Origin of the sequence: Mycobacterium sp. UM_Kg27 (genome assembly GCF_000972905.1) — a bacterium.
Classification (GTDB): Bacteria; Actinomycetota; Actinomycetes; order Mycobacteriales; family Mycobacteriaceae; genus Mycobacterium.
In genome coordinates this window covers 22,107-46,887 of record NZ_JRMM01000009.1, presented here as the reverse complement: position 1 = coordinate 46,887, position 24,781 = coordinate 22,107, and the positions used below count along the sequence as shown (strand labels likewise).

Sequence of the window (24,781 nt, the reverse complement as noted above, 5' to 3'; positions counted from 1 at the left end):
TGCAAAGATGAGCGAACCGACCGTCACCCACGACAACGGGCAGTACAAGATCACCGTCGACGGCGAACAGGCCGGGTTCGCCGACTACATCGAACGTGGCGATCAGCGGATCTTCCACCACACCGTGATCGACAAGGCGTTCGGCGGGCGCGGCCTGGCCAGCACGCTGATCGGCGCCGCCCTGACCGACACCCGTGCGGCCGGCAAACGCGTCGTACCGACCTGCTCGTTCGTCGAGGCCTACATCACCAAGCACCCGGAGTTCGCCGACCTCGTCGACCCGTCCGGCGACTGATCATGACGCGGATCGCCGTCAACAAGCAGTCCGCCTCGGTCTACCGGGCTTACCTGGACGCCGCAGCAGAGGTGCGGGCACGTGCCGAAGACGCCGGATTGCCGCCGACCGTCCTGGAACTGGTGAACCTGCGGGTTTCCCAGATCAATGGGTGCGCGTTCTGCCTGAACATGCACAGCAAGGCGCTGCTGGCCACCGGCGACACCGTGCAGCGGATCGCGGTGCTGCCGGCCTGGCGAGACACTCAGCTGTTCTCCGACACCGAACGAGCTGCCCTGGAGATCGCCGAGGCGGTCACGTGGATCTCCGAGGCGCACCTGGACGACGACGAGTACACGTTGCTGCGCGAGCACCTCACCGACGATCAGGTCTCGCTGCTGATCTGGTCGGCCATCACGATCAACTCGTTCAACCGGGTATCGATCATGAGCCGCTACCCGGTGCCGGCCGACACATAACTCTCCTAGGGTCGGGGCTCAGTCGACACGCAGGTTGTCCGCCGACGTCGCCGCCCATGCGGTGGCGAACAGAATGAGCCGAGCGGTGACATAGGCGAACACCAGCAGGCCCAGGACTGGTCCGAACACCGCCCCGGCCGGGCCGTTGATCACCGACTGCAGATACACCGAGCCGGCCTGCTTGAAAAGTTCGTAGCCGACGGCGGCGATAGCACCGGCCTCCATCGCGCTGTTGAAGCTCACCGATTCGCGGGGCAACCGGGCAATCATCCAGGTGAACAACAGCCACGACACCCCGGCGGCCATGGTCAATGACGCGACCCGCAGCAGGCCACCCAGCAGGGTGAAGTCAGGAACGCCCAGCCACCGCAGCACGCTTCGCATCAACTTCGGATCAGCCAGGGCGGTCAGCGCGACGGTGACCAGCATGGCACCGAACGCCCACGCCATCGCGAGCAGGTCCGAAAGCTTGGAAGAGACGAAACCCTGCTTGTCCGAACGGGTTTCCCACATCTCCGACAGCGCCTCGCGCAGGTTGGCCATCCAGGTCAACCCCACCCAGGCAGCGGTCGCCAGGCCGATCACACCGACGGAGGCTCGTGAGGAGATTGCGCTGTCCATCAGCGTGACGAGCTCGTTGCCGAACTCGCCGGGGATCGAATGCTTGATCCGGCGCTCGATCTCGTCGAGCACCTCGGGCCGGCGCGACAGCAGGAAGCCGCCGACGGAGAACCCGACCATGGCCAGCGGGAACAGCGCGAAGATGGTGTAGTAGCTCATCCCCGCGGCAAAGAAGTTGCCCTGGCGGTCGTCGTAGCGCTCTTGGGCGCGCACCACGTGATCGAACCAGCCGTAGCGCGACCGCAGCCGGTCGATGACGCCCGGCTTAGACCCGTTGGACTGGTCGGTCACGGCTTTGCTCATGCCTGCGCTGGAAGCAATCCCACCCGGTCGTACACCCGCGCGAGCGTGGCAGCGGCCGCCTCGCGGGCCCGGCTCGCACCGGCGGCCAGCACCGCCTCCAGCTCGGCCGGGTCGGCGAGCAGCTCGTCCACCCGGGCCTTGATCGGGGTGACGAACTCGGCGACGGCCTCGGCGGTCTCCTTCTTCAGATCGCCGTAGCCGCGCCCCGCATAGCCGTTCACCAGGGACTCGACATCCGTACCGGTGACCGCGGCCTGAATGGTCAGCAGATTCGAGATGCCCGGCTTGGTGTCCGGCTCGTAGCGGATCTCGCGCTCGGAGTCGGTGACCGCCGAGCGGATCTTCTTGGCGCTTTTCGCCGGGTCGTCGAGCAGGCTGATCAGGCCGGCGTCGGTGGCCGCCGACTTGCTCATCTTGGCGGTCGGGTCCTGCAGGTCATAGATCTTGGCGGTGGCCTTCGGGATCATCGGCTCGGGGACGACGAAGGTCTCCGGGAAGCGCGCGTTGATGCGCTGCGCGAGGTCGCGCGCCAGCTCCAGGTGCTGGCGCTGGTCTTCCCCGACCGGGACCACCGCGGTGTCGTAGAGCAGCACGTCGGCGGCCATCAGCACCGGATAGGTGAACAGACCGACGGTGGTGGAGTCGGCCCCCTGCTTCTGCGACTTGTCTTTGAACTGCGTCATCCGCGACGCCTGGCCGAAACCGGTGAAACAGCCGAGCAGCCAGGCGAGTTCGGCGTGGGCCGGCACATGGCTCTGCACGAACACCGTGCTGCGGGCCGGGTCGATCCCCAGCGCGAGGTACTGGGCGGCGGTCACCAGCGTGCGGTGGCGCAGCGTCGCCGGGTCCTGCGGCACGGTGATCGCGTGCAGGTCGACGACGCAGAAGAACGCCTCGTGATCGTCCTGCAGGCTGGTCCACTGCGCGACCGCGCCGAGGGCGTTTCCGAGGTGAAGCGAGTCGGAGGTCGGCTGGGCGCCGGAGAATACGACGGGACGGGTTGCGGGAGTGCTCATGATGGTCCGATCCTGTCACGCCAGCGTCCCGGTGACCGCACCTGGTAACAGAGCGCTTGCTCTGTTACGGTGACGGCCATGCCCCGCCCGCGCGTGTACGACCACGAGCAGGTGCTCGACGCCGTCGAGACGCTTGCCGCACGGTCCGGCCCGGCCGCGGTGACCATTCGCGCGATCGGGGAGGCCACCGGCGCCTCCAACGGAGCGGTCTACCACGGGTTCGGCTCGCGGGCCGGGCTGGTTGCCGCCGCCTGGCTGCGGGCCGCCCGGCGCTTTCTGGCGGTGCAGGGCGACCTGGTGGACGCGGTCACCGACCCAGTCGAGGCCGTGGTTGCCGCCGCCGACGCTCCGGTGGCGTTCGCGCAGCGTCATCCCGACGCCTGCAAGCTACTGTTCGCGATCCAGCGCAACCAGATGCCCGACGACGACCTGTCTCCGGAACTGGCCGAGCAGCTCCGCGGCACCGATGCCGAGCTGGTCGGCCTACTCATTCGGCTTGCGGACGGCCTGTGGCACCGCCGCGACGCCGCCGCCGTCGACACCATCACCACCTGCGTCGTCGATCTACCCACCGCGATCGTGCTCAGCCGGAATCGGTTGGGCAGCGCACGCGCCCACGCCCACCTGCGCGCGGCGGTCCGCGCCGTGCTGTCGGTCGGGCCACCCCTGGCGGTTCAGCGAGGCTCGACGGAGGAGAGCCGAAGCTGGGGCCGCCGCATGAATCAGAAAGGATCCACCCCATGAACCTGACCTATGACGACACGATCGCCGTGCTGGACCTCGGCGCGGACGAGAACCGGTTCTCCCCCGACTTTCTCGACGAGATCAACGGGGTGCTCGACGACGTGCTGGCCGCCAACGCCGAGGGCAAGGCGCAGGGCCTGGTGACCACCGCGGGCGGCAAGTTCTACACCAACGGCTTGGACCTGGACTGGCTGATGGCCAACGGCGACCGCACCGACTGGTACGTCGGCCGGGTGCATGCACTGCTCGCGCGGGTGCTGACCTTGCCGATCCCCACCGCGGCGGCCGTCGTCGGCCACGCCTTCGGGGCCGGCGCGATGCTGGCACTGGCCCACGACTTCCGGGTGATGCGCGCCGACCGCGGCTTCTTCTGCCTGCCCGAGGTCGACATCCGGATTCCGTTCACGTCGGGGATGGCGGCGCTGATCCAGGCCAAGCTCACCCCGCAGGCTCAGGTGGCGTCGATGACCACCGGCCGCCGGTTCGGCGGGGTGGACGCCGCGACCTTCGGCATCGTGGACAGCACCGCCGCCGAGGGCGCGGTGACTCCGGCCGCGACCGAGTTTCTGCGGCCGCTGGCCGGCAAGGATTCGGGAACTCTGGGCGCGATCAAGGACACCATGTTCGGCCCGGCGGTGGCGGCGCTGGGCGGTTGAGCCCACCCGTCCCACCCGTCACCGGAGTGCGGCGGCATGTCTATTGCCCGCCTTTGAGCGACAATTCAGTCCGTGCACGCCAAACCCGCAACCGACACGGCTGACTTAACGGGTGTTGTCGCGCAAAGGCGGGCAACACTTCCATGGGCTCCCCCACGTGGCGGGTGTGACCGATGAGGACGAGGGCCGACCGATGCCCAGGCGTGCTACGCCCCTGGGTGGCCGACGACGGACTGCTGGTGCGGCTACGCCTGGTCGGGGGCCGGCTGCCAGCCGCCTCACTGGCCCGGCTGCTGCAGGTCAGCGCCGAGTTCGCCGACGGTTCGGTCTACCTGACCAAGCGGGCCAATCTGCAGCTGCGCGGGTTGGCCGACCACGCCGGTGCGCTGGCCCCCGACGCGGTGGCCGCCGTGGAGTCGACCGGGCTGTTGCCGTCGCCCAGTCACGAGCTGGTCCGCAACATCCTGGTCTCGCCGCAGACCGGCCATGCCGGCGGGCGGGCGGACCTGCGCCCGGTGGCGACTGGGCTGGACGCGCTGCTGTGTGCCGATCCGCGACTCGCCCGGCTGCCCGGTCGCTTCCTGTTCGTGCTCGATGACGGCCGCGGCGACCTGATCGATCGGCAAAGCGACGCGGGCCTGGTGGCGCTCAGTGCCACCGAGGCCCAGCTGCGAGTCGGTGACGACTGGGGTGCGGTGATCGGTCTCGACGACGCCGCCGCCCGGCTCGCCGAGCTGGCGGCGGCATTCCAGGAAGCGCGCGGCGAGCAGCCGGACGCGCCGTGGCATGTCCGCGAACTCGGTCGGCCGCTGCAACCCGCCCTCGCCGCCGACCCGCGCGTCCCGGCCCCGTCGGGTCCGTTACCGTTTGGCAGCGTGCTCGGCGGCACCCACGTGCACGTCCCCGACGGCGTGCTCACGCCGGACCAGGGGCGATCGCTGGCAGAGCACATCGAGCTCGTGGTGACGCCGTGGCAGGGTGTCTTCATCCCCCAAGCCCAGGAGGCGAACCCGTGAGCAGGCCCATGCGCCCGTCTCGGCATTACGACTACATTGCCGACGGTCCGGCCATCTACGTCGAATCGTTCGCGACGATCCGCCGCGAGTCCGACCTGTCCCATATCCCGGCGGCCGCCGAGCGGCTCGCGGTGCGCATGATCCACGGCGCCGGGCAGACCGACGTCGCCAAGGACTTGCTGATCCACCCGGACGCGGTGCCGGCCGGGCGGGCCGCACTCGACGGCGGCGCGCCGATCCTCTGCGATGCCCGGATGGTGGCGGTCGGCGTGACCGCCGGGCGGCTGCCCGCCGGCAACGAGGTGCGCTGTTACCTGCGCGACGAGCGGGTCCCGGATCTGGCGAAGGAATGGGGAACCACCCGTTCGGCGGCGGCCGTCTCGTTGTGGGAACCCGAGCTGGCCGGCGCCGTCGTGGCGATCGGCAACGCGCCGACCGCACTGTTCCACCTGCTGGAGACGATCATCGACGGCGGGCCGCGCCCGGCGGTGATCGTCGGTTGCCCGGTGGGGTTCATCGGCGCCGCGGAGTCCAAGGAGGCGTTGGCCACGCTGCACCGCGACCACGGCATCGACATCCCGTTCGTGACGGTGCGCGGCCGGCGCGGCGGGTCGGCAATCACCTCGTCGGCGTTGAACGCACTCGCCTCGGATGCCGAATGACCGGCAAGTTCTACGGGGTGGGCCTAGGACCCGGTGACCCTGAGCTGATCACCCGCAAAGCGGCCCGGATCATCGCCGATGCCGACGTGGTGGCCTACCACGCCGGGGTCAACAAGTCGTCGTATGCGCGCACCATCGCCGCCGACCTGATCCGGCCCGGAGTCCGCGAAGAAGAGCTGCGCTATCCGGTCACCACCGGCGTTACCGATCACCCCGGCGGCTACGCCGGAGCGCTCGCCGACTTCTACGAGGCATCGGCATCGAGGCTGGCCGCCCACCTGGATGCCGGTCGCACGGTGGCGCTGTTGACCGAGGGCGATCCGCTGTTCTACGGCTCGTTCATGTACATGCACGACCGGCTGGCGATGCGCTTCGACACCGAGATCATCCCCGGTGTGCCGGCGTTCAGCGCCGCTACCGCCGCGCTCGGGATGCCGCTGGTGCGCCAGACCGACGTGCTGACCGTGCTGCCGGGAACGCTGCCGGAGCACGAACTGGCGATGCGACTGGCCGACACCGACGGCGCCATCATCATGAAGCTGGGCCGCACCTTCCCGGCCGTGCGCCGCGCCCTGGTAGCGGCGGGCCGCCTCGAGCACGCCTACTACGTCGAGCGGGCCAGCCATCCGCAACAGCGCTGGCTGCGGGTCGCCGATGTCGAGGAGGCGAGCGTCCCCTACCTGTCGCTGATCGTGGTGGACGGGGACTCCCGCAACGGGCAGCGCTCACGGACGTCGACGGCCCCGGCGCCGGCGGTCGTTGAGCCGGTGCGCGCCGCAGCCGAGCTGCTGGTGGTCGGGCTGGGACCGGGACCCGAGGGCTGGCTCACCCGCGAGGCCACCGAAGCGCTGGCCACCGTCGACCACGTGGTGGGCTACGGCCCCTACGTCGCGCGGGTTCCGCAGCGCGAGGGCTTGCAGCGGCACACCTCCGGCAACACCGTGGAGCTCGACCGGGCTCGGTTCGCGCTGGATCTGGCCGCCCGCGGCGAGAAGGTGGCGGTGGTCTCCGGCGGAGATGCCGGGGTTTTCGGGATGGCATCGGCGGTGTTCGAGGCGGCCTCGGAAACCGGTACGGATGTTCAGTATCAACACGTTTCGGTGCGGGTGCTGCCCGGAGTGTCGGCGGTGCAGGCGGTGGCCGCGGCGGCCGGCGCCCCGATCGGTGCCGACTTCGCGGTGCTGAGCCTGTCGGATCGGCTCAAGCCCTGGGCGGTGATCGAGTCGCGGCTGCGGGCGATCGCCGAAGCCGACCTGGTGCTGGCGATCTACAACCCGGCGTCTCGTGCCCGGCCCGACCAGATCGCGATCGCACGCAAAGTGCTACTGGAACACCGGGATGCGCACACGGTGGTGGTCATCGGTCGCGACATCGGCCGGGCGACAGAGGAGCTCAGCGTGACCACCCTGGGCGAGCTGGACACCGACACCATCGATATGAAATGTCTTGTCCTAGTAGGGGCCTCGTCGACGCGGGTGACGGCGGGGCGGGTATGGACGCCACGATGGGTGCGTTAGCGGTCCAGTTCGTCGGGGCCGGCCCGGGCGCGGCAGATCTGCTGACGGTGCGGGCGGCACGGCTGCTGGCCGACGCCGACGTGGTGCTCTACCCCGGCAGCTATCTGGACCCGCAGGTACTCGCGCACTGCTCGCAGGCGGCCGACCTTGTCGATACCGCCGATCTGGATCTGGATGCGATCACCGACCGACTGGTCACCGCGCATCGGGCGGGTCGCGCGGTGGTGCGACTGGTGTCCGGGGATCCGTCGCTGTACAGCGCGGTCTTCGAGCAGACCCGCCGTCTCGATGCCGCCAGAGTGCCGTGGGAGGTGACGCCCGGAGTGCCGGCGTACGCGGCGGCCGCAGCGGTGCTCGGCAGAGAGCTCACGGTGCCTCTGGTGACGCAGTCGGTGGTGTTGACCCGTACGCAAGTCGCCTCCACCGCCATGCCGCAGCGCGAAACGCTCTCCGCCTTCGCCGCCACGCAAGCGACGCTGGTGTTGCATCTGGCGATCACCCGCGTCCGAGCGCTGATGGCCGAACTGGCGCCCGAGTACGGCGGCCAATGCCCCGTCGCAGTGGTCTATCGCGCGACACAGCCCGAGGAACTGGTGCTGCGCGGAACGATCACCGACATCGCCGACGCGGTCGAAGAGGCCGGGTTGCGGTCAGCCGCGGTCATCCTGGTCGGCCGGGCGGTAGCCGACCTGCCCGATCCGTGCGGCGGGGAGAGCCATCTCTATGACCCGGCACGCGACCGCTCAGGGCCGGACTAGCGCCCACTGGGTGATCGCCCGGCCCGGTGTCCAGCCGGTGAAGGAGCCCAGCGGTGCGGCGTGCTCGACCTGGATGCGGGTCAGCTCGCCGCCATGTTCGCGGTAGGCCGCCGCCAGCAGCGCCTCGGCCTGCAGCGTGACCCCGTGGGCGACCACCCGGCCGCCCGGCGCCAGCGCTGCCAGACAGGCCGCCAGCACCCCGTCCCGGCTCAGCCCGCCGCCGATGAACACCGCATCCGGGCCGGGCAGGTCCGCCAGCACCTGCGGTGCCGCGCCTTGGACCACCTGCAACCCGGGCACACCGAGGTTCCGAGCATTATCCGAGATACGTTGCACCCTAACGTCGTTCACCTCGACCGCGATGGCACGACAACTCGGATGCGAACGCATCCATTCGATGCCCACTGAACCGGCACCCGCACCGATGTCCCACAACAGCTGCCCGGGGACCGGGGCCAGTCGCGCCAACGCGGCGGCCCGTAGGTCACGTTTGGTGAGCTGCCCGTCATGGCGGTAGGCATCATCGGGCAGACCGGGCGCCCAGCCGGACATCAATGGACCGACCAGTTCCAGGGCGACGATATTGAGCCGCGGGGACGAACCGGTGAAGGTGGCGGCGGTGGTCTCCAACCTGGTTTCAGCCGCTGCGCCGAGGTCGCCGAGCACCACCATCCGGCTCGCTCCGTAGCCGCGCTCGGTCAGCAAGCCGGCCAGCTGCCCCGGGGTGGTCTCATCGGATGACAGCACCAGCACCCGCCGGCCAGGCGCCAGCTCCCGCAGCACCGCGTGCACGTCACGGCCGACCACGCTGACCACCGCGGTGGACTCCGCGGGCCAGCCCAGCCGGGCCCGGGCCAGCGTGACCGACGAAACCGCCGGCAGCACCCTCACCTGATCGGCACCGAACAGTCCGATCAGCGTGGTGCCGATACCGCTGAACAGCGGATCACCCGACGCCAGCGCCACGGTCCGCAGTCCCGCCAGCTCCTCGAACAGCGCGGGCAGCCCGGCGTGCAGCGGAGACGGCCACCGGTGCCGCTGCTGACCTTCGATCTGCGGTAACAGGTCCAGTTGACGCGGTGCGCCGATCACGGCGTCGGCCGCCAGCACCATGTCTCGGGCCGAGTCACCCAACCCGGTCCAGCCGTCGGCGCCGATGCCCACTACGGCGATGCGTTCGGCAGGGCTGGGCTGAGCTGGCACAGCGGCGATGGTAGCTAGGTCAATCGCTGCGTGAGGAATTCCACCACCCGCTTGCGCGCTTCGTAAGCGGGGTGGCCGTCGACCTCGCGGACCTGGTCGGTGAGCACCGAGTGCGCCATCCGGGACAGACCGTGCGGGTTGCCGGACGAGGAATCGATCTCGATCACCTCGAAAGCGTCCCCGAGCCGTGCTTTGAGCGTCGTGAAGCGGTCACCGGGGGCCATCTTGTCTTCGCTGAACCGCAGGCCCAGAGCGCACAGTCCGTCGTTGGCTGCCCGGTCGGCGACGACGCCCAACTCGACCTCCGAGAGCCCCGGGTCACGCCGCTGCTTCAGCGTCAGTGGAATCGGCACGGACGGTTGGCTGAGCACCGGCGCCAGCACGGCGTCGTCGACGGCCGCTGCCAGCGCGAAGCCTCCGGTGAAGCACTGGCCGATCACCCCGACACCCTTGCCGGGAGTCTTCTCGTTGAGGTCACGGGCCAGCGCCCGCAAGAACTGGGTGACCGGGCGCTGCTTGTCGGTGGCGAACGCGGCGAACTCCCGGGTCACGCAGGCCCGGGCGATCGTGGTCGCGGCGTAGCCGGGCGTGATCGCCTTGCCCGGCTCGCCGAACAGCGACGGAATCGCCACGGTGAAACCGTTGTCCACCAGGTGATTTCCCAGCGCCAGGACCCCGGGGTGAATCCCCGGGATCTCCGGGATCAGCACCACGCCGGGACCCTGCCCCTTGCGGTATACGTCGTGGGTGAAACCGCCGCCGGTAAACGGCTCGGCAACCCATCCGGTCAGGTCTGCTACAGGTGCACTCACTGGTCGTGTGCCCTTTCTCTCGGTCGGCGTCTGCGGCCCCGAGTGTTAGGGTATCGGCGCGAAGCGCCAGGGAAGTCGGTGTGAGTCCGACGCAGGCCCGCTACGGTGTTCCGCGGCGCATTCTCGGTGCGCCACGGTCAGTCCGAATACCGGCTTTCGCGTCGCCAACACACAGGTGTTGGCCACACGAGCGGAGCCTCAATGCAACAGCTGTACCCGTTCCCCGCTGTCCTCGGCGGCGACCCGGACGCCCCGGGCGGCCTCGACGACATGGCGTTGGCGCTTGTCCTGAGCGCGATCTCCCCCGGCATCGGCGGCGTGCTCATCCGCGGCGAGAAGGGCACCGCCAAGTCGACGCTGGTTCGCGCGCTTGCCCAGGTGCTGCCGCCCATCGATGTGGTGGCCGGCGACCGGTTCTCTTCCGATCCCGCTGAGGCGAACCCGCTCTCCCCCGACGGTCCGTTCCCCAGCGACGCGACCGTCGAGACCCGACCGGTGCGCCTGGTGGAGCTGCCGGTCGGCGCCACCGAAGACCGGGTGGTGGGCTCCATCCACCTGGAGCGGGCGCTCACCGCCGGCACCGTCGACTTCGACCCCGGGCTGTTGGCACGCGCCAATCGCGGCATCCTCTACGTCGACGAGGTCAACCTGCTGGCCGACCACCTGGTGGACCTGCTGCTCGACGCGGCGGCAATGGGCCGGCTGACGGTGGAACGCGATTCAGTGTCGGTGACCCACGCCGCGCGGTTCGTGATCGTCGGGACAATGAATCCCGAAGAGGGCGAGTTGCGCCCGCAACTGCTTGACCGGTTCGGTCTGACCGTCGAGGTGTCTGCCCCGCGCGAACCGGCGTTGCGAGCCGAGGCGGTACGGCGGCGGCTGGCGTTCGACGCCGACCCGCAGGGTTTCGCCGCGAACTACGCCTCGGCAGAAGAGGGGCTGCGGGCCCGGATCCGTCAGGCCCAGGAACTGCTGCCCAAGGTGGCGCTGACCGATCACGCATTGGTCAAGATCGGCGAGATCTGCGCGGCGTTCGACGTCGATGGGCTGCGCGGCGACATCGTCTGTGCCCGCACCGCGGTAGCTCATGCGGCGTGGCAGGGGCGCGACGCGGTCAGTGTCGAGGACCTTCGGGTGGCCGCCCGGTTGGCCCTGCCGCATCGGCGTCGGCGCAAGCCGTTCGATGCCCCGGGCCTTGACGAGACCGAGCTCGACGAACTGCTGCCGCCGGAGGATTCCGGTCCCCAGCCCGACCCGGATGGTCCGGGACCCGACGGGCCCGATCCTGACGGTCCACCGGATGGTGGTTCACCGCCGCCGGAACAACAGTGCGGGCCTACACCGGCCGCGCACTCTGAGCCGGGCTTCACCTCGACGGTGGGCGCCGACTCCCCTTACCGGGCAAGGCTTTTCTCCGTCGACGGCGTGGGCGAGGGACGCGCCGGCCGGCGCAGCAGGGCCCGCACCAGCTCCGGACGCCGGGTGGGCGCCACCACATCCGGCGACACCGGCGGGCTGCACCTGTTCGAGACGCTGCGTGCCGCTGCACCGCATCAGAGTGCCCGCGGCAGAATCGGCGGCCGGATGATCCTGAAGGTGAGAGATCTTCGCCGCGCCGTCCGGGAGGGCCAGGAAGCCAACCTGGTGCTGTTCGTGGTGGACACCTCCGGATCGATGGCCGCCATCGAACGGATGCGCCAAGTCAAGACCGCGATCTTGTCGTTGCTGCTGGACGCCTACCGTCGCCGGGACCGGGTGGCGGTGGTGACGTTCCGGGACACCACGGCGGAATTGGCGTTGCCCGCGACCGGCTCGGTGGAGATCGCCGCCGTCCGGCTCGACGAATTGCCCGCCGGTGGCCGCACCCCGTTGGCCGAGGGCCTGCTGCAGGCCGCCGAGGTGATCCGCCGGGAACGACTGCGTGAGCCGGCCTGCCGCCCGCTGCTGGTGGTCTTGACCGATGGCCGGGCCACCGCCGGCACGAGCCCGGTCGAGCGCTCCCTGATGGCCGCCGACCAGATTGCCGGGCAGGGATATTCGGCGGTCGTGGTGGATTGCGAGAACGGCCGGATGCGGCTCGGATTGGCCCGGACGCTGGCCGAGCACTTGCGGGCCGAGTACGTTCCGCTGCCGCAGGTGAGTGCCGAAGCACTGGCCGGAGTCGTCCGCGATGCCACCGGAAGGGGAGCCGCCTGATGCCGCAGGGACAACCGTTGACAGTGCCCGACGACAATCTGACCACCCGCCAGCGTCGCAACCGGCCGCTGCTGATGGTGCACACCGGCGACGGCAAGGGGAAGTCCACTGCCGCATTCGGATTGGCGTTGCGCGGCTGGAATCAGGGCTTCGACATCGGGGTCTTCCAGTTCGTGAAATCCGCGAAGTGGCGGGTCGGCGAACAGAGCGTGCTCGAGCGCCTGGGCGCACTGCACGCCGAGACGGGTGAGGGCGGCCCGGTGCAGTGGCACAAGATGGGCTCGGGATGGTCGTGGAGCCGCAAGGCCGGTGGCGTCGAGGATCACGCCGGCGACGCCGCCGAGGGCTGGGCCCAGATCAAGGAACGCCTGGCGGCACAGACCCACGACCTGTACATCCTCGACGAGTTCACCTACCCGATGGGTTGGGGCTGGGTGGATGTCGACGACGTGGTGGAGACCTTGGCCAACCGCCCGGGCCACCAGCACGTGGTCATCACCGGCCGGCGCGCCGATCCGCGGCTGATCGAAGTCGCCGACCTGGTCACCGAAATGACCAACATCAAGCACCCGATGGATGCCGGCCAGAAGGGCCAGCGCGGCATTGAGTGGTGAGGCATGGTGAGCGTGGTGACCGTCTCCCTGCCCCGGCTGGCCATCGCCGCACCCGCATCCGGGCACGGCAAGACCACGGTGGCGGTCGGCGTGATGGCCGCGCTTTCCGCCCGCGGCCTGGGAGTCAGCGGGCACAAGGTTGGCCCGGACTACATCGATCCCGGCTATCACGCGCTGGCCACCGGCCGGCCGGCCCGCAACCTGGATCCGTATCTGGTCGGCGCCGACCGGATCGTGCCGTTGCTGCTGCACGGCGCCGCAGGCGCGGATGTCGCGGTGATCGAAGGCGTGATGGGGCTTTTCGACGGGCGCCTGGGCACCGACGGTGAGTCCTCCACCGCCCACATCGCGGCGTTGACGGCAACGCCGGTCGTATTGGTCGTCGACGTCTCACATGCCTCCCGCACGCATGCGGCGGTGCTGGCGGGCCTGGCCGGCTTCGATCCGGCGGTGCGCATCGCCGGGGTGGTGCTCAACAAGGCTGGCAGCGCACGGCACGCCGAGGAAGTCGTTGCCGCGTTGCGCCCCAGCGGCATTCCGGTGCTCGGAGTGTTGCCCCGCGACGCGGGTGTGCAGACACCGTCGCGGCATCTCGGACTGGTGCCGGCGGCCGAGCGCACCGAGTCCGCTGCCATGGCCGATCGACTTGCGGCGCTGATGGAGCAGTACGTGGATGTGGAAGCGCTGTTGGCGGTGGCGCGCCAGGCACCGGAGTTGACCGGCAGCGCTTGGGACCCGGCTGCCGAAGTCAGCGCGGCGTCGGGGCGCCGGCCGGTGGTGGCTGTCGCCACGGGGCGCGCATTCACGTTCGGCTATACCGAGACGTTCGAGCTGCTGCGCGCCGCCGGTTGCGAGGTGGCGAGCTTCGACCCGCTCACCGACACGTGCCTGCCGGCCGGTACCGCAGGGATCTACCTGGGCGGCGGGTTTCCGGAGGTCTACGCCGGGCAGCTGGGGGCCAACACTGCGCTGCTGGGTGCGCTGCGCTCAGCGATCACCGCAGGAGTGCCGACGGTCGCCGAGTGCGGCGGGCTGGCGTACCTGTGCCGTCGGGTGGGTGAGGACGCGGGCGTAGGCGCGCTGCCGGGCGCTGCGGCGATGACTCCGCGCCTGACGCTGGGCTACCGGGAAGCCACGGCGGCGGCCGACAATCTGTTGGCACGGGCGGGAGATCGGGTGACCGGGCACGAATTCCACCGCACCCAGGCTGTTTTCGACTACGCCGTCAGCGCGGCCTGGCAGCTTCCCAACGGCCCGGACGGCTTTGCCGCCAGCAGCCTGCATGCGTCCTACCTGCACACCCATTGGGCCGGTTATCCCGGGCTGGCGCAGCGGTTCGCCGACGCGGTGCACCGTTTCGGCGGCCCGGATCTGCACCATCACGGCGATGTCGAGGCCGCGCCCGGCCTGCTCGATTTCGCGGTCAATGTCTATGCCGGGCCACGTCCGGACTGGCTCGAGCGCACCCTGCATGCCTCCCTCGACGACGCCATGGCTTACCCCGAGACCTCAGCGGCCCGCGCCGCGTTGGCAGCCCGGCACGGTCGCACCCCCGCGGAGGTGCTGCCCACTGCGGGCGCGTCGGAGGCCTTCGACCTGGTGGCGCGCATGCGACCGTGGCGCTTTCCGGTGGTGGTGCATCCGCAGTACACCGGACCGCATGCCGCGCTGACCGCCGCCGGTCGCACCGTCGGCACGGTGCTGTGCCGGGCCGACGACGGGTTCGCACTGCACCCGGATGCGGTGCCCCCCGACGCCGACCTCGTCGTCGTCGGCAACCCGACCAATCCCACCGGGGTGTTGCACCCGGCGCAGACGCTGCGTCAGTTGTTGCGTCCGGGACGGGTGGTGCTGGTCGATGAGGCGTTCCTCGATGCGATCCCCGGTGAGCCGGAAACCCTTTGCGGGGAGCGGTGTTCGGGGCTTCTGGTGAGCCGCAGCCTGACCAAGCACTGGTCGATACCCGGGATTCGCGCCGGGTATCTGCTCGGCGATCCCGCGCTGCTCGCCGACGCGGCACGCCTGCAGATTCCCTGGTCGGTTTCCGCTTCAGCGCTGGCCGCCATGTCGGCCTGCTCGGATGAGCGGGCGGTGTGCGAAAGTGAACGCCGGGCGCAGCAATTGGTCTCCTGGCGGGCGCACTTGGGTGAGGGACTCGCCGAGCGTGAGGTGCGATTCGTCGCAGGGTTGGCGCCCTTTGTACTGGCCCAGGTCGGTCGCGGCGTGCATAAGACGTTGCGTGAGAACGGTGTTGCCGTGCGACGTGCCGACACCTTTCCGGGCCTGGATGACAGCTGGGTGCGGATCGCGGTCCGTCCTCCCGACCTGACCGATCGGCTGCTGGCCGTACTAGACCGGACGCGGCGGTGATCGCGGCCCGGGCACTCGGGCTGGCGCTCGGCTACGCCGCTGACCGCACCTGGGGTGATCCGCGGCGGCTGCATCCGGTCGCCGGATTCGGGACGTGTGCGCTGGCGTTGGAGCGTCGGATCTACCGCGACGATCGGGCAAGCGGAGTCGCCCATGTTCTGGCACTGGTCGGAAGCGCGACCGGGTTGGCGTTTCTCGCCGAGCGATGGGCTCGGAATCCGATGGCGCGCATGGCACTGACCGCCCTCGCCACCTGGGCGGTGCTCGGCGGCCGATCCCTGGAACGCGAAGCCGAAGCCGTGCACGCCTTCCTGGCCGCCGGCGACCTGGAGTCAGCCCGGACCCGGGTGCGCAACCTGGTCGGTCGCGACACGACCGCGTTGGGTCCAGACGAGGTCGCGCGGGCCGTAGTCGAGTCGGTGGCGGAGAACACCTCCGACGCCGTGGTGGCGTCGTTCGTGTGGGGTGCGGTGGCAGGCGTTCCGGGACTGGTCGCGCACCGCACCGCCAACACGATGGATGCGATGATCGGGCACCGCAGCGCCCGCTACGAACGGTTCGGCTGGGCGGCAGCCCGTTTGGATGACGTGCTGGGATTGCCGGCCTCCCGATTGAGCGGTGTGCTGGCGAGTGCCCTGGGCCCTGATAGCGCCGGCGCGCTGCGGGCGTGGCACCGCGACGCCCGCCACCACCCCAGCCCCAACGCCGGGGTGGTCGAGGCCACCTTCGCTGGGGCGCTGGGACTGCAGCTCGGCGGGGTCAATACCTACTACGGAAATCGGCGTGAAGATCGCGCGCGGATGGGCTACGGTCGGGCGCCTGTGCCGTCCGACATTTTCCGGACGACGCGGCTGGCCCGGCGAGTGGGCGTGGGCGCGCTGATCACCGCGGTGACGTGGTGTCTGACCCGAGGCGGATGAGGAGGTAGCGGTGGCGGCCCTCGACGGTGTCGAGTTCTCGACCGATCCTGCGCGGGTGGATCGGGATTGGCTCTGGAATGAGCTGGTCGAGCACACCTACTGGGCGAAGTACCGCACCCGCGCCATGTTCGACCGTCAGCTCGACAGCGCATGGCGCATGGTGGGCGCCTACCGGGCCGACGACGGCGCGATGATCGGTTTCTGCCGAGCGGTCTCCGACGGTGCGGCCTTCGCGTACCTGGCGGACGTCTATGTCGCGCGCGATCAACGGGGCGGCGAGATCGGCAAGGGGTTGTTGCGGACGATGATCGACGAGGGCCCCGGTCGGGATTTCCGCTGGACGTTGCACACCGCTGACGCGCATGGCCTCTATGAGCAATTCGGCTTCGCTGCCCCGGACGCGACGTATATGGAGCGCCCCAGCCGGCTGGCGCATATCCGGGACTGATCACGACTTTTCGTCGGCGCCCAACGCTTCATCCACAGTTGGGATTTCACCGGTGCGGCTTATGGGGCTTTCGGTGGAGGCGGGCCAGCGGGAGAATGCCTAGCGTCAGCGCCATGCCTCCGCAATCCTGGGTGGCGTTGATCGTGGGCGGCCTGGCCACCGTCGGGGTCATCGTGACCTGGCAGCAGAGGAACCGCGCCGACCGGCGCAGCGAGTGGTAGCGGCGCACTGCCTGGGCTTTCGACAGGACATTCAGCGAGAACAACAGCCAGGCCGGTCTCGGCTGATCACTCCTGGCCGCCTTGATGCGGTCTGAACTTGTGACCGTCGATGCCGCGTACTCCGCGAGTTCGCCGAGTCCTGATCGCTGCCCTGCACGTCACGGCTCGCCTTTGATCAACTCGACCACCGGGATGACCCGCTGGGTGCGTTCGCGATAGGTGGCGAAACCCGGGTAGCGCTCGGCTTGGATCCCATAGAGCCGGTCGTGTTCGGCGCCGGTGATCTCGGTGGCCGTGACCGCGAAAGTGTCGGTGCCGAGTTCGACGGTCGCCGAAGGGTTCGCCCGCAGGTTGTGGTACCAGCTCGGATGGTTGTCCTTGCCCTCGTTGGACGCGAACACGATGATCCGGTCGCCCTCCGGGAGATACATCATCGGGCTGGTGCGCTGCTGCCCGGATTTGGCCCCGGTGGTGGTCAGCAGCAGGACCGGGGCCCCTTCGAACGGTCCGCCCAGTTTTCCGCCGCTGCTGCGAAACTCCGCGATGTTACGGGCGTTGAATTCCAGGGTGCGCGCTGTGTCCACGGACGACCATCTCCTTAGTCGATATCCACGAAGTGCTCGATCACCGGCGGTGACTCGTAGAAACCGTGCAACAACGCACGCCACTGTTCGAATTCCGGCGACTTCCGGAACCCCTCGGTGTGCGCCTCAATGTTCTCCCACTGCACCAGCAACAGGTAGAGGTTCGGCGACTCGACCGACCGGGACATCGAAATCCCGAGGAATCCGGGCTGGGCGGCGATCAACGGCCGCGCCTTGGCGAAGGCCGCTTCGAAATCGGCTTCGCTGCCTGGCCGGATGGGCAGTACTCCATGTTCCACAATCACGCCTGTCAGTCTGCCCGACGGCGGGTGGCGAGGATTACCGCCTAAAGACTCTTGTCTGTTACCGAATGACACAGATACGTTATCTGCGACTGACAGACACAGATACCTGGAGGTGACGGGATGAGCGCTCTCGCGGCGGCAGTCGTCTTTGCCTGGTTGGGCATGGTGCTGGCGATCTCATTTCTGGAAGCGCCCCTGAAGTTCCGCGCGCCGGGGATCACCATCCCACTGGGGTTGGGTATCGGCCGACTGGTGTTCCGGGCCCTCAACGCGGTGGAGGTCGTGCTGGCGATGGTGGTGGTGTTGGTGGTGGCCACCGACGCGCCGGGACCGATTTCGGTGGCCGGGGTGGGGGCTGCGGTGGTGGTGCTGACCGTACAGATCTTGGTGGTCCGGCCCCGGCTGCGCCGCCGCTCGGATGCGGTGCTGGCCGCGCAGAGCGCCCCGCCCGGTGGGATGATCGAGCGCTCCCGCGCCCACTACGCCTACGCCGGGCTGGAAGTGGTCAAGGTCGCCGCACTGCTGACCGCGGGTGCCGCACTGCAACTCGCCTTAGTCGCCGGTTAGCACCCAGGCCAACGCGCCCTCGACGTCGGTCACCGTGGCCACACCCTCCGGTTGCGCCGGTCGGCGCACGACGACCACCGGCAGGCCGAGTTCCTCGGCTGCCCGCATCTTCGGCCAGGTGTATTCGCCCCCAGAGTCTTTCGTGACGACGACGTCGGCGCGGTGATCGCGCAGCAGCGCGAGTTCTCCGGGCAGACCGTAGGGTCCCCGGTCCTTGACCACCGACCAGCTGGGTGGCATGCCGATGGACGGTGCCTCGACCACCCGCGCCAGCACCGCCGCGTCGGCCAGCGCCGGCAGGTACGACGCCAACTGCTGACGTCCGATGGTCAGCACCGGCCGCCGTCCCAGCCGGGCTGCGATCTGGGCGGCCCGCTCGTGCGAATCGGCCCAATGCCAGGACTGCCCGGCGCGCTGCGACCAGCCGGGCCGCTCCAGCCGCAGCAGTGGTCGGCCGGCCGCGGCACACGCGGCGGCCGCGTTGGCCGACATGGTCGTCGCGAAGGGATGGGTGGCGTCCACAACGACGTCGTAGTCGGCCAATGCCGCTCGCAGACCGTCGATCCCGCCGAAACCGCCGATCCGCACCGCCCCGACCGGCAGCCGCGGGTCGGTGACGCGGCCGGCCAGTGACGTCGTGACGTCGACGCCCGCAGCGACCAGCCGATCGGCGAGTGCCCGGGCTTCGGCGGTGCCGCCGAGCAGCAGCACGCGCGTCACGGTGCCCCCGGCGGTAGGAATGGCAGCCCGGACGGTGGTCCGCCGCCTGCCAGATCCAGCAGGGCGTCGATGTCCAGGTGCTCTTCGATCAGATCCCCGAGCAGGTCGAGCCGGCGTTCCCGGGCGGCGGGAAACGACACCTGCGTCGGCGGCAGCCCGAGAGTTTCGGCCAGGAATGCCGCACGCAGCGCGTCGACCTCCAAACAGCCGTGGCGCATGGTGCCGAAAACCTGGCCGGTGCGGACGCCGCCGGCAAAAGCAGCCGCGACGTCTCCGCGGCTGATCCGGCCGTGGTGGATCTCGTAGCCGCCGTCGGACAGCCGCAGCACCTTGTCCGCGGCAAAGCATGTTTCGACATCCAGCAGGCCCAGACCGCTTACTTCGCCGGGTGCTCCCTCGATTCCCTCGGGATCGCGGATCATTCTCCCCAGCATCTGGAAGCCCCCGCAGATACCCAGTACCGGCTTGCCTGCGGCGGCGTGCGCGGCGATCGCGGTATCGATTCCGCGCGACCGCAGCCAGGCCAGGTCGCTGATGGTTGCGCGGGTTCCGGGCAGCACCACCAGATCCGCGCCGGACACCCCGCGCGGGTCGGCAGCGAACACCACGTCCAGATCGGGCTCGAGTCCGAGGGCGTCCAGGTCGGTGAAGTTGCTGATCCGCGGAAAGCGGATCACCGCCACGCGTCGCGCGCCGGTGCGTGCCGAGCGCCGGCCGTCGAGGTCGAGCGCGTCCTCGGAGTCCAGCCACAGCTCCGGGTGCCACGGCAGGGTGCCGAACACCCGGCGGCCGGTGAGGCGCTCCAGATCGGCCAGCCCGGGTTCTAGCAAGCGCAGCTGTCCGCGGAACTTGTTCACGATGAACCCCGCCACCAGCGCCTGGTCCGCTTCCGACAGCAGCGCGACGGTGCCGAAGAACGCCGCGAACACCCCGCCACGGTCGACGTCACCGACGACCACTACCGGCATCCCGGCGTGGCGAGCCAGGCCCATGTTGACGTAATCGCCGGCGCGCAAGTTGATCTCGGTTGGGCTGCCGGCCCCCTCGGCGACGATCACGTCATAGCGCCCGGCGAGATCGTCGTAGGCACCGTGGGCTGCCTGGGCCAACGCTGCGCGGCCGTGCATCCAGTTCGACGATGACAGGGTCCCCCACGGCCGGCCCATGAGCACTACGTGGCTTTGCTGGTCACTGCCGGGTTTGAGCAGAACCGGGTTCATCGCCGGCTCCGGGTCAACGCGCGCTGCGCAGGCCTGAATCCATTGCGCCCGGCCGATTTCAGTCGCAACCCCGTCGTCGCCGACGCACACCATGGAGTTGTTCGACATGTTCTGCGCCTTGTAGGGCGCTACCCGCACGCCGCGGCGAGCCAGCGCCCGGCACACTCCGGTCGCCACCACGGTCTTACCGGCGTCGCTGGTGGTTCCGGCGATCAGGATGCCCGCCATCAGGTACGCCGCACCAGCAACAGATCCATCACCCAGCCCGCCTCGGCCCGGGCCGCATCGCGGGCGGCCGCGATCGCCTCGGCCACCTCAGAGACCCGGCCGGTGACCAACCGCTCCCCCGCCGCGCCGAGGTTGGCGCCCCACCAGATCGTCCAGTCGGCCACCGCGGACAGGTCGAGCCGGTCCGGGTTGAGCATGGCGACGATGTTGTCCTGACCAGCGGCAACCGCGTCGGTCAACCGCCGACCGGTGGTGATGTGTACCGGACGGCCCACTTCGTGCAGCACGATCCGGTGCCGGGCGGCCAGCAGTTGCGGGGCGCTGATCCCAGGAAGAACCTCGTAATCCAGTTCAACACCAAGGGCTTTCACCTGCTCGACGATGCGGATCGTCGAGTCGTACAGCGCCGGGTCACCCCAGACCAGGAAGGCGGCCGTGCCGCCGCGGGTCCGCAGCACGTCGGCGTAGCGCTGCGCCCGCGCCGCATGCCAGTCGGCCACGGCGCGGGTGTAGCCGGGCTCGGTGAGCCCCGGGGAGCGGTCGCGGGCCGGATCGGCGACCGCGACGATAGGAGTCGAGGCGGCGTAAGTGTCGACGATGGTGCGCCGTAATACCAAAAGACTGTCGTCGGAGGACTTCTCGGATGCCACTATGTAGTCGGCCGACCGCAGTGCGCTGGCGACCTCGGCGGTGACGTGCGCAGGTCCCATGCCGATTCCGAGAATCCAGACTTTCACCGATCCTCCAGGTCGCCTTCTACGTCCAGGTAAGCCTGCCGCAACGCCGCCATGGTCTCGGGGTCGGGGTGCTCCCACAGGCCGCGGTCGGCGGCCTCGGTCAACCGTTCCACAATGCCCTGCAGCGCCCAGGGGTTGGACTTGTCGAGGAACTCCCGAGTCTGCGGGTCCAAGACATATTCGGCCGCGAGCTTTTCATACATCCAGTCGTGCACCACGCCGGCGGTGGCGTCGAAGCCGAACAGGTAGTCGACGGTGGCGGCCAGTTCGAACGCACCCTTGTAGCCGTGGCGACGCATCGCGGAGATCCAGCGTGGGTTGACCACCCGCGCGCGGAACACCCGGGCGGTCTCTTCGGCCAGCGTCCGGGTGCGGATGGCATCCGGCGAGGTCGAGTCGCCCACATAGGCTTTCGGGTCGGACCCGGTCAGCGCACGCACGGTCGCGATCATGCCGCCGTGATAGACGAAGTAGTCATCGGAGTCGGCGATGTCATGCTCGCGGGTGTCGATGTTCTTGGCGGCCACCTTGATCCGGCGGTAGTTGGTGCGCATGTCGTCGGCAGCCGGCGCGCCACTCAGTCCCCGACCGTAGGCGAACCCACCCCAGGTGGTGTAGACCTCGGCCAGGTCCTTGTCGTCACGCCACGTCCCGGATTCGATGACCTGCAGGATTCCCGCCCCGTACGACCCGGGCGCCGAACCGAAGATCCGGGTGGTGGCGCGGCGCAGATCCCCATGTTCGGCTAGGTCGGCGCGAGCGTGCGCCGCCACGAAATTCGCGTCGTCGGGCTCGTCGAGGGTGGCGACCATTTGCACCGCGTCATCGAGCATCGACACCACGTGCGGGAAAGCGTCCCGGAAGAAGCCCGAGATGCGCACCGTCACATCGATTCTGGGGCGGCCGAGCTCCTCGGGTGAGATCACCGCCAGCCCAGACACCCGCCGCGACGCCTCATCCCACTCGGGTCGCACGCCGAGCAGGGCCAGCACCTCGGCGATGTCGTCGCCGGAGGTGCGCATCGCCGAGGTGCCCCACACCGACAGCCCGACCGACTCCGGATAGTCACCGGTGTCATCGAGGTAGCGCCGCACCAACGAGTCGGCCATCGCCTGCCCGGTCTGCCACGCCAGCCGGGACGGCACCGCGCGGGGGTCGACGGTGTAGAAGTTGCGTCCGGTGGGCAACACGTTGACCAGACCACGCAACGGCGACCCCGACGGCCCCGGCCGTACGAACCCGCCGGACAGCGCGTGCAGCACCGCGTCCAGCTCGGCCGACGTGCCGGCCAGCCGTGGGACCACCTCGGTGGCAGCGAATCTCAGCACCCGACATACCTCGGGGTCGGGATGCAGCGTGTCAGCCAGGCCGGTCTCCCAACCGCCAGCCTCCATGGCTTCGACCAATGCGCGAGCGCGGTCCTCGATCTCGTCGACGACCGCCGCAGCGGCGTCTTCCTTGAGCCCCAGCGCGGCCCGCAGGCCCGGTACCGCATGGTCTACCCCGCCCCACACCTGCGGGGCACGCAGGATCGCCAGCACCAGGTTCACCCGCTCCGGTCCAGTCGGAGCGCCGCCGAGCACGTGCAGGCCGTCACGGATCTGGGCGTCCTTGATCTCACAGAGCCAGCCGTCGACATGAAGCAGGAAGTCGTCGAACTCCTCATCCTCGGGCCGCTCATCCAAGCCCAGGTCGCGGTGCATCTCCGCGGCCCGCATCAGATTCCAGATTTCACCGCGGATCGCCGGCAGCTTGGCCGGGTCCATGGACGCGATGTTGCCGTACTCGTCGAGCAGTTGCTCGAGGCGCGCGATGTCGCCGTAGGACTCCGCGCGTGCCATCGGCGGGATCAGGTGGTCGACGATCGTGGCGTGCGCCCGACGCTTGGCCTGGGCGCCCTCGCCGGGGTCGTTGACCAGAAACGGGTAGATCAGCGGCAGGTCGGCGATCATCGCGTCGGTGGCGCAGGCGGAGGACAACGCCGCGGTCTTGCCGGGCAGCCATTCCATCGAGCCGTGCTTGCCCAGGTGGATCACCGCGTGCGCGCCGAAACCCTTTGCCAGCCAACGGTATGCGGCCAGGTAGTGGTGGCTGGGCGGCAATTCCGGGTCGTGGTAGATCGCCACCGGGTTCTCCCCGAAGCCACGGGGCGGCTGGATCATCAGCACGATATTGCCGGATTGCAGTGCGGCCAAAACGATCTCGTCGGCGCCGTTGACGAACAGCTTGCCTGGCGCCGGACCCCACGCCGTCGTCATGGCATTGCGCAGGTCGTCGGGCAACTCGGCGGTCCACTGCGCATACTGCGCCGCGGTGACCCGCACCTGGGCGCCGGCCAGCTGCGCGGCGGACAGCCAGTCCTCGTCCTGACCGCCGGCCTCGATCAGGGTGTGGATGAGGCGATCCCCTGCCTGCGTCTCGTCAGCGACGTCGAGCACCCCGAAGCCGTCTCCGACGTCGTAGCCCTCCGCCGCCAGCCGCTGCAGCAACCGCACCGCCGACACCGGGGTGTCCAGACCGACGGCGTTGCCCACCCGGGAGTGCTTGGTGGGATAGGCCGACAGCACCAGCGCCAGCTTCTTCTGCCCATTCGGAATACGGCGCAGCATCGCGTGATTCACCGCGACCCCGGCCACCCGGGAGCAGCGCTCGGGATCGGCGGCGTAGTGCGGCAGCCCGTCGTCGTCGATCTCCTTGAAGGAAAACGGGACGGTGATGATCCGTCCGTCGAATTCCGGGATGGCGATCTGGGTGGCCGAATCCAACGGGGTCACGCCGTCGTCGTTGGACTCCCAGTCCGCGCGGGAGGACGCCAGACACAGTCCCTGGAACACCGGGATGTCCAGCGCCGCGATCTGTTCGATGTCCCACGCGCCGTCGTCGTCACCGGCACTGACCCCGGCGGTGGCGTTCATCGCCCCGCCGGCCGCCAGCATGCAGACCACCAGCGCATCGAGCTGACCCAACGCGGCGAAGAGCTCGTCGGGGGCGTTGCGCAGCGACGCGGCGAAGATCGGCACCCCGACCGCCCTGGTGCCGAGCTCCGCCCCATCAATGGCGTCGGCCAGGGCGTGCGCGAATCCGGCGTTGCCGCTGACCTCATGGGCCCGGTAGTACAGCACCCCTACCCGCACGGCCTCCTCGGAGACGTCAACCGGCTCCCGTTGCCCGTAGCCCCACTCCGGGATCACCGCCGGCTCCTCGAAGCCTTCCCCGGTGAGCAGCACCGTGTCGCACAGAAATGCATGCAGCTGCGCGAGGTTGGCCGGCCCGCCCTCGGCGAGGTAGGCGTGTGCCTGCGCGGCCAGGCCGATCGGGACCGTGGAGCACTCCATCAGCTCGGCGTTGGGTGAGCGCTCCCCGCCGAGCACCACCAAAGGCAGGCCGGTCGCGCGTAGCAGCTTCAGTTCGTCGGCGATCTCGGCCGATGACCCCAGGATGCGCAGCACCACGACATCGGCGCCGTTGACCAGCGGTTCGATGTCGTGGCGTGCGGGGTTCCCGAGCCGGTATGCCGCGCCGCTGGCCCGCGCGGACAGCAGGTCGGTGTCAGAGGTGGAGAGCAGGGCGATACGCCGCATAATCGGTTC

General features: G+C 69.5%; 24 protein-coding genes and 1 riboswitch. Of the genes, 14 read left to right on the top strand and 10 right to left on the bottom strand.

Annotated features, from left to right (window positions below; all coding sequences use genetic code 11):
* Positions 1 to 7: 7 nt before the first annotated feature.
* The gene (locus tag LI94_RS02860; protein WP_024441946.1) at positions 8 to 295 is read left to right on the top strand and encodes a GNAT family N-acetyltransferase; all 288 of its coding nucleotides are present in this window, start codon (positions 8 to 10) and stop codon (positions 293 to 295) included.
* On the top strand, positions 292 to 753 hold the full coding sequence (locus LI94_RS02855; protein WP_125078027.1) for a carboxymuconolactone decarboxylase family protein: 462 nt from the start codon (positions 292 to 294) through the stop codon (positions 751 to 753). The genes LI94_RS02860 and LI94_RS02855 overlap by 4 nt, the downstream gene beginning before the upstream one ends.
* A gap of 18 nt (positions 754 to 771) precedes the next feature.
* On the opposite strand, the gene yhjD is transcribed toward LI94_RS02855, so the two are convergent.
* Complete coding sequence (yhjD, locus tag LI94_RS02850) at positions 772 to 1,677, bottom strand: inner membrane protein YhjD (RefSeq protein ID WP_046300235.1); 906 nt, start codon at positions 1,675 to 1,677, stop codon at positions 772 to 774.
* Positions 1,674 to 2,693 (bottom strand): tryptophan--tRNA ligase, encoded by a 1,020-nt coding sequence (trpS, locus tag LI94_RS02845; protein WP_046300234.1) that lies wholly within the window; start codon positions 2,691 to 2,693, stop codon positions 1,674 to 1,676. The genes yhjD and trpS overlap by 4 nt, the downstream gene beginning before the upstream one ends.
* Before the next feature lie 78 nt (positions 2,694 to 2,771).
* Between trpS and LI94_RS02840 the strand changes: the two genes are divergently transcribed.
* The 6 genes from LI94_RS02840 to cobM all read left to right on the top strand — a co-directional run bounded on the left by LI94_RS02840 (position 2,772) and on the right by cobM (position 8,046).
* On the top strand, positions 2,772 to 3,437 hold the full coding sequence (locus tag LI94_RS02840; protein ID WP_046300233.1) for a TetR/AcrR family transcriptional regulator: 666 nt from the start codon (positions 2,772 to 2,774) through the stop codon (positions 3,435 to 3,437).
* Entirely contained in the window at positions 3,434 to 4,093 is a 660-nt protein-coding gene (locus LI94_RS02835) for an enoyl-CoA hydratase-related protein (RefSeq protein ID WP_046300232.1), read from the top strand. Before LI94_RS02840 ends, LI94_RS02835 begins: the two co-directional genes overlap by 4 nt.
* Positions 4,094 to 4,266: 173 nt before the next feature.
* Positions 4,267 to 5,109 (top strand): nitrite reductase, encoded by an 843-nt coding sequence (locus tag LI94_RS02830; RefSeq protein WP_036457617.1) that lies wholly within the window; start codon positions 4,267 to 4,269, stop codon positions 5,107 to 5,109.
* A gap of 8 nt (positions 5,110 to 5,117) precedes the next feature.
* Positions 5,118 to 5,771: a precorrin-8X methylmutase gene (locus tag LI94_RS02825; RefSeq protein ID WP_196805122.1), complete on the top strand. Its 654-nt coding sequence runs from the start codon at positions 5,118 to 5,120 to the stop codon at positions 5,769 to 5,771.
* On the top strand, positions 5,768 to 7,288 hold the full coding sequence (gene cobJ / locus LI94_RS02820; protein WP_046300231.1) for a precorrin-3B C(17)-methyltransferase: 1,521 nt from the start codon (positions 5,768 to 5,770) through the stop codon (positions 7,286 to 7,288). The genes LI94_RS02825 and cobJ overlap by 4 nt, the downstream gene beginning before the upstream one ends.
* Positions 7,264 to 8,046 carry a precorrin-4 C(11)-methyltransferase gene (cobM, locus tag LI94_RS02815; protein ID WP_239651142.1) on the top strand — a complete coding sequence of 261 codons (783 nt, stop codon included), beginning with the start codon at positions 7,264 to 7,266 and terminating at the stop codon, positions 8,044 to 8,046. Before cobJ ends, cobM begins: the two co-directional genes overlap by 25 nt.
* On the opposite strand, the gene cbiE is transcribed toward cobM, so the two are convergent.
* Positions 8,032 to 9,249, bottom strand: coding sequence for a precorrin-6y C5,15-methyltransferase (decarboxylating) subunit CbiE (cbiE, locus tag LI94_RS02810; RefSeq protein ID WP_082105636.1), 1,218 nt, complete (start codon positions 9,247 to 9,249; stop codon positions 8,032 to 8,034). The genes cobM and cbiE overlap by 15 nt on opposite strands.
* A gap of 14 nt (positions 9,250 to 9,263) precedes the next feature.
* Positions 9,264 to 10,061 (bottom strand): dienelactone hydrolase family protein, encoded by a 798-nt coding sequence (locus LI94_RS02805; protein WP_024441957.1) that lies wholly within the window; start codon positions 10,059 to 10,061, stop codon positions 9,264 to 9,266.
* 31 nt (positions 10,062 to 10,092) lie between these two features.
* A riboswitch (cobalamin riboswitch) is annotated at positions 10,093 to 10,234 on the top strand.
* A gap of 28 nt (positions 10,235 to 10,262) precedes the next feature.
* Between LI94_RS02805 and LI94_RS02800 the strand changes: the two genes are divergently transcribed.
* The 5 genes from LI94_RS02800 to LI94_RS02780 are packed head-to-tail and all read left to right on the top strand — an operon-like array spanning position 10,263 to position 16,609.
* The gene (locus LI94_RS02800; protein WP_046300229.1) at positions 10,263 to 12,257 is read left to right on the top strand and encodes a magnesium chelatase subunit D family protein; all 1,995 of its coding nucleotides are present in this window, start codon (positions 10,263 to 10,265) and stop codon (positions 12,255 to 12,257) included.
* Positions 12,257 to 12,871: a cob(I)yrinic acid a,c-diamide adenosyltransferase gene (cobO, locus tag LI94_RS02795; RefSeq protein WP_024441959.1), complete on the top strand. Its 615-nt coding sequence runs from the start codon at positions 12,257 to 12,259 to the stop codon at positions 12,869 to 12,871. Before LI94_RS02800 ends, cobO begins: the two co-directional genes overlap by 1 nt.
* A 15-nt stretch (positions 12,872 to 12,886) precedes the next feature.
* Complete coding sequence (locus tag LI94_RS02790; RefSeq protein ID WP_239651141.1) at positions 12,887 to 15,241, top strand: cobyrinate a,c-diamide synthase; 2,355 nt, start codon at positions 12,887 to 12,889, stop codon at positions 15,239 to 15,241.
* Positions 15,238 to 16,161: an adenosylcobinamide-phosphate synthase CbiB gene (gene cbiB / locus LI94_RS02785; RefSeq protein ID WP_046300227.1), complete on the top strand. Its 924-nt coding sequence runs from the start codon at positions 15,238 to 15,240 to the stop codon at positions 16,159 to 16,161. Before LI94_RS02790 ends, cbiB begins: the two co-directional genes overlap by 4 nt.
* Positions 16,162 to 16,171: 10 nt before the next feature.
* Positions 16,172 to 16,609: a GNAT family N-acetyltransferase gene (locus LI94_RS02780; protein WP_024441962.1), complete on the top strand. Its 438-nt coding sequence runs from the start codon at positions 16,172 to 16,174 to the stop codon at positions 16,607 to 16,609.
* A gap of 379 nt (positions 16,610 to 16,988) precedes the next feature.
* Here LI94_RS02780 and LI94_RS02770 read toward each other — a convergent pair whose 3' ends face one another.
* Both LI94_RS02770 and LI94_RS02765 read right to left on the bottom strand, forming a co-directional pair.
* Entirely contained in the window at positions 16,989 to 17,414 is a 426-nt protein-coding gene (locus LI94_RS02770) for a nitroreductase family deazaflavin-dependent oxidoreductase (RefSeq protein WP_024441963.1), read from the bottom strand.
* A 14-nt stretch (positions 17,415 to 17,428) separates the two neighbouring features.
* Positions 17,429 to 17,719, bottom strand: a complete 291-nt coding sequence (locus LI94_RS02765; protein ID WP_024441964.1) for an antibiotic biosynthesis monooxygenase — start codon at positions 17,717 to 17,719, stop codon at positions 17,429 to 17,431.
* Between the two features lie 120 nt (positions 17,720 to 17,839).
* Between LI94_RS02765 and LI94_RS02760 the strand changes: the two genes are divergently transcribed.
* Positions 17,840 to 18,286 carry a hypothetical protein gene (locus tag LI94_RS02760; RefSeq protein ID WP_024441965.1) on the top strand — a complete coding sequence of 149 codons (447 nt, stop codon included), beginning with the start codon at positions 17,840 to 17,842 and terminating at the stop codon, positions 18,284 to 18,286.
* On the opposite strand, the gene LI94_RS02755 is transcribed toward LI94_RS02760, so the two are convergent.
* The 4 genes from LI94_RS02755 to cobN are packed head-to-tail and all read right to left on the bottom strand — an operon-like array spanning position 18,272 to position 24,772.
* Complete coding sequence (locus LI94_RS02755) at positions 18,272 to 19,006, bottom strand: cobalt-precorrin-6A reductase (RefSeq protein ID WP_024441966.1); 735 nt, start codon at positions 19,004 to 19,006, stop codon at positions 18,272 to 18,274. The genes LI94_RS02760 and LI94_RS02755 overlap by 15 nt on opposite strands.
* The gene (locus LI94_RS02750; RefSeq protein WP_046300226.1) at positions 19,003 to 20,454 is read right to left on the bottom strand and encodes a cobyric acid synthase; all 1,452 of its coding nucleotides are present in this window, start codon (positions 20,452 to 20,454) and stop codon (positions 19,003 to 19,005) included. Before LI94_RS02750 ends, LI94_RS02755 begins: the two co-directional genes overlap by 4 nt.
* Complete coding sequence (gene cobF / locus LI94_RS02745) at positions 20,454 to 21,191, bottom strand: precorrin-6A synthase (deacetylating) (protein WP_046300225.1); 738 nt, start codon at positions 21,189 to 21,191, stop codon at positions 20,454 to 20,456. The genes LI94_RS02750 and cobF overlap by 1 nt, the downstream gene beginning before the upstream one ends.
* Entirely contained in the window at positions 21,188 to 24,772 is a 3,585-nt protein-coding gene (cobN, locus tag LI94_RS02740) for a cobaltochelatase subunit CobN (RefSeq protein ID WP_046300224.1), read from the bottom strand. The genes cobF and cobN overlap by 4 nt, the downstream gene beginning before the upstream one ends.
* Positions 24,773 to 24,781 lie beyond the last annotated feature (9 nt).

Coding starts and splice junctions, on each gene's coding strand:
- LI94_RS02800 (WP_046300229.1), top strand. CDS start 10,263: ATGCAACAGCTGTACCCGTTCCCCGCTGTCCTCGGCGGCGACCCGGAC.
- cobN (WP_046300224.1), bottom strand. CDS start 24,772: ATGCGGCGTATCGCCCTGCTCTCCACCTCTGACACCGACCTGCTGTCC.
- LI94_RS02830 (WP_036457617.1), top strand. CDS start 4,267: ATGAGGACGAGGGCCGACCGATGCCCAGGCGTGCTACGCCCCTGGGTG.
- LI94_RS02760 (WP_024441965.1), top strand. CDS start 17,840: ATGAGCGCTCTCGCGGCGGCAGTCGTCTTTGCCTGGTTGGGCATGGTG.
- LI94_RS02835 (WP_046300232.1), top strand. CDS start 3,434: ATGAACCTGACCTATGACGACACGATCGCCGTGCTGGACCTCGGCGCG.
- LI94_RS02860 (WP_024441946.1), top strand. CDS start 8: ATGAGCGAACCGACCGTCACCCACGACAACGGGCAGTACAAGATCACC.
- LI94_RS02840 (WP_046300233.1), top strand. CDS start 2,772: ATGCCCCGCCCGCGCGTGTACGACCACGAGCAGGTGCTCGACGCCGTC.
- yhjD (WP_046300235.1), bottom strand. CDS start 1,677: ATGAGCAAAGCCGTGACCGACCAGTCCAACGGGTCTAAGCCGGGCGTC.
- LI94_RS02750 (WP_046300226.1), bottom strand. CDS start 20,454: ATGGCGGGCATCCTGATCGCCGGAACCACCAGCGACGCCGGTAAGACC.
- cobO (WP_024441959.1), top strand. CDS start 12,257: ATGCCGCAGGGACAACCGTTGACAGTGCCCGACGACAATCTGACCACC.
- trpS (WP_046300234.1), bottom strand. CDS start 2,693: ATGAGCACTCCCGCAACCCGTCCCGTCGTATTCTCCGGCGCCCAGCCG.
- LI94_RS02825 (WP_196805122.1), top strand. CDS start 5,118: ATGCGCCCGTCTCGGCATTACGACTACATTGCCGACGGTCCGGCCATC.
- cobJ (WP_046300231.1), top strand. CDS start 5,768: ATGACCGGCAAGTTCTACGGGGTGGGCCTAGGACCCGGTGACCCTGAG.
- cobM (WP_239651142.1), top strand. CDS start 7,264: ATGGACGCCACGATGGGTGCGTTAGCGGTCCAGTTCGTCGGGGCCGGC.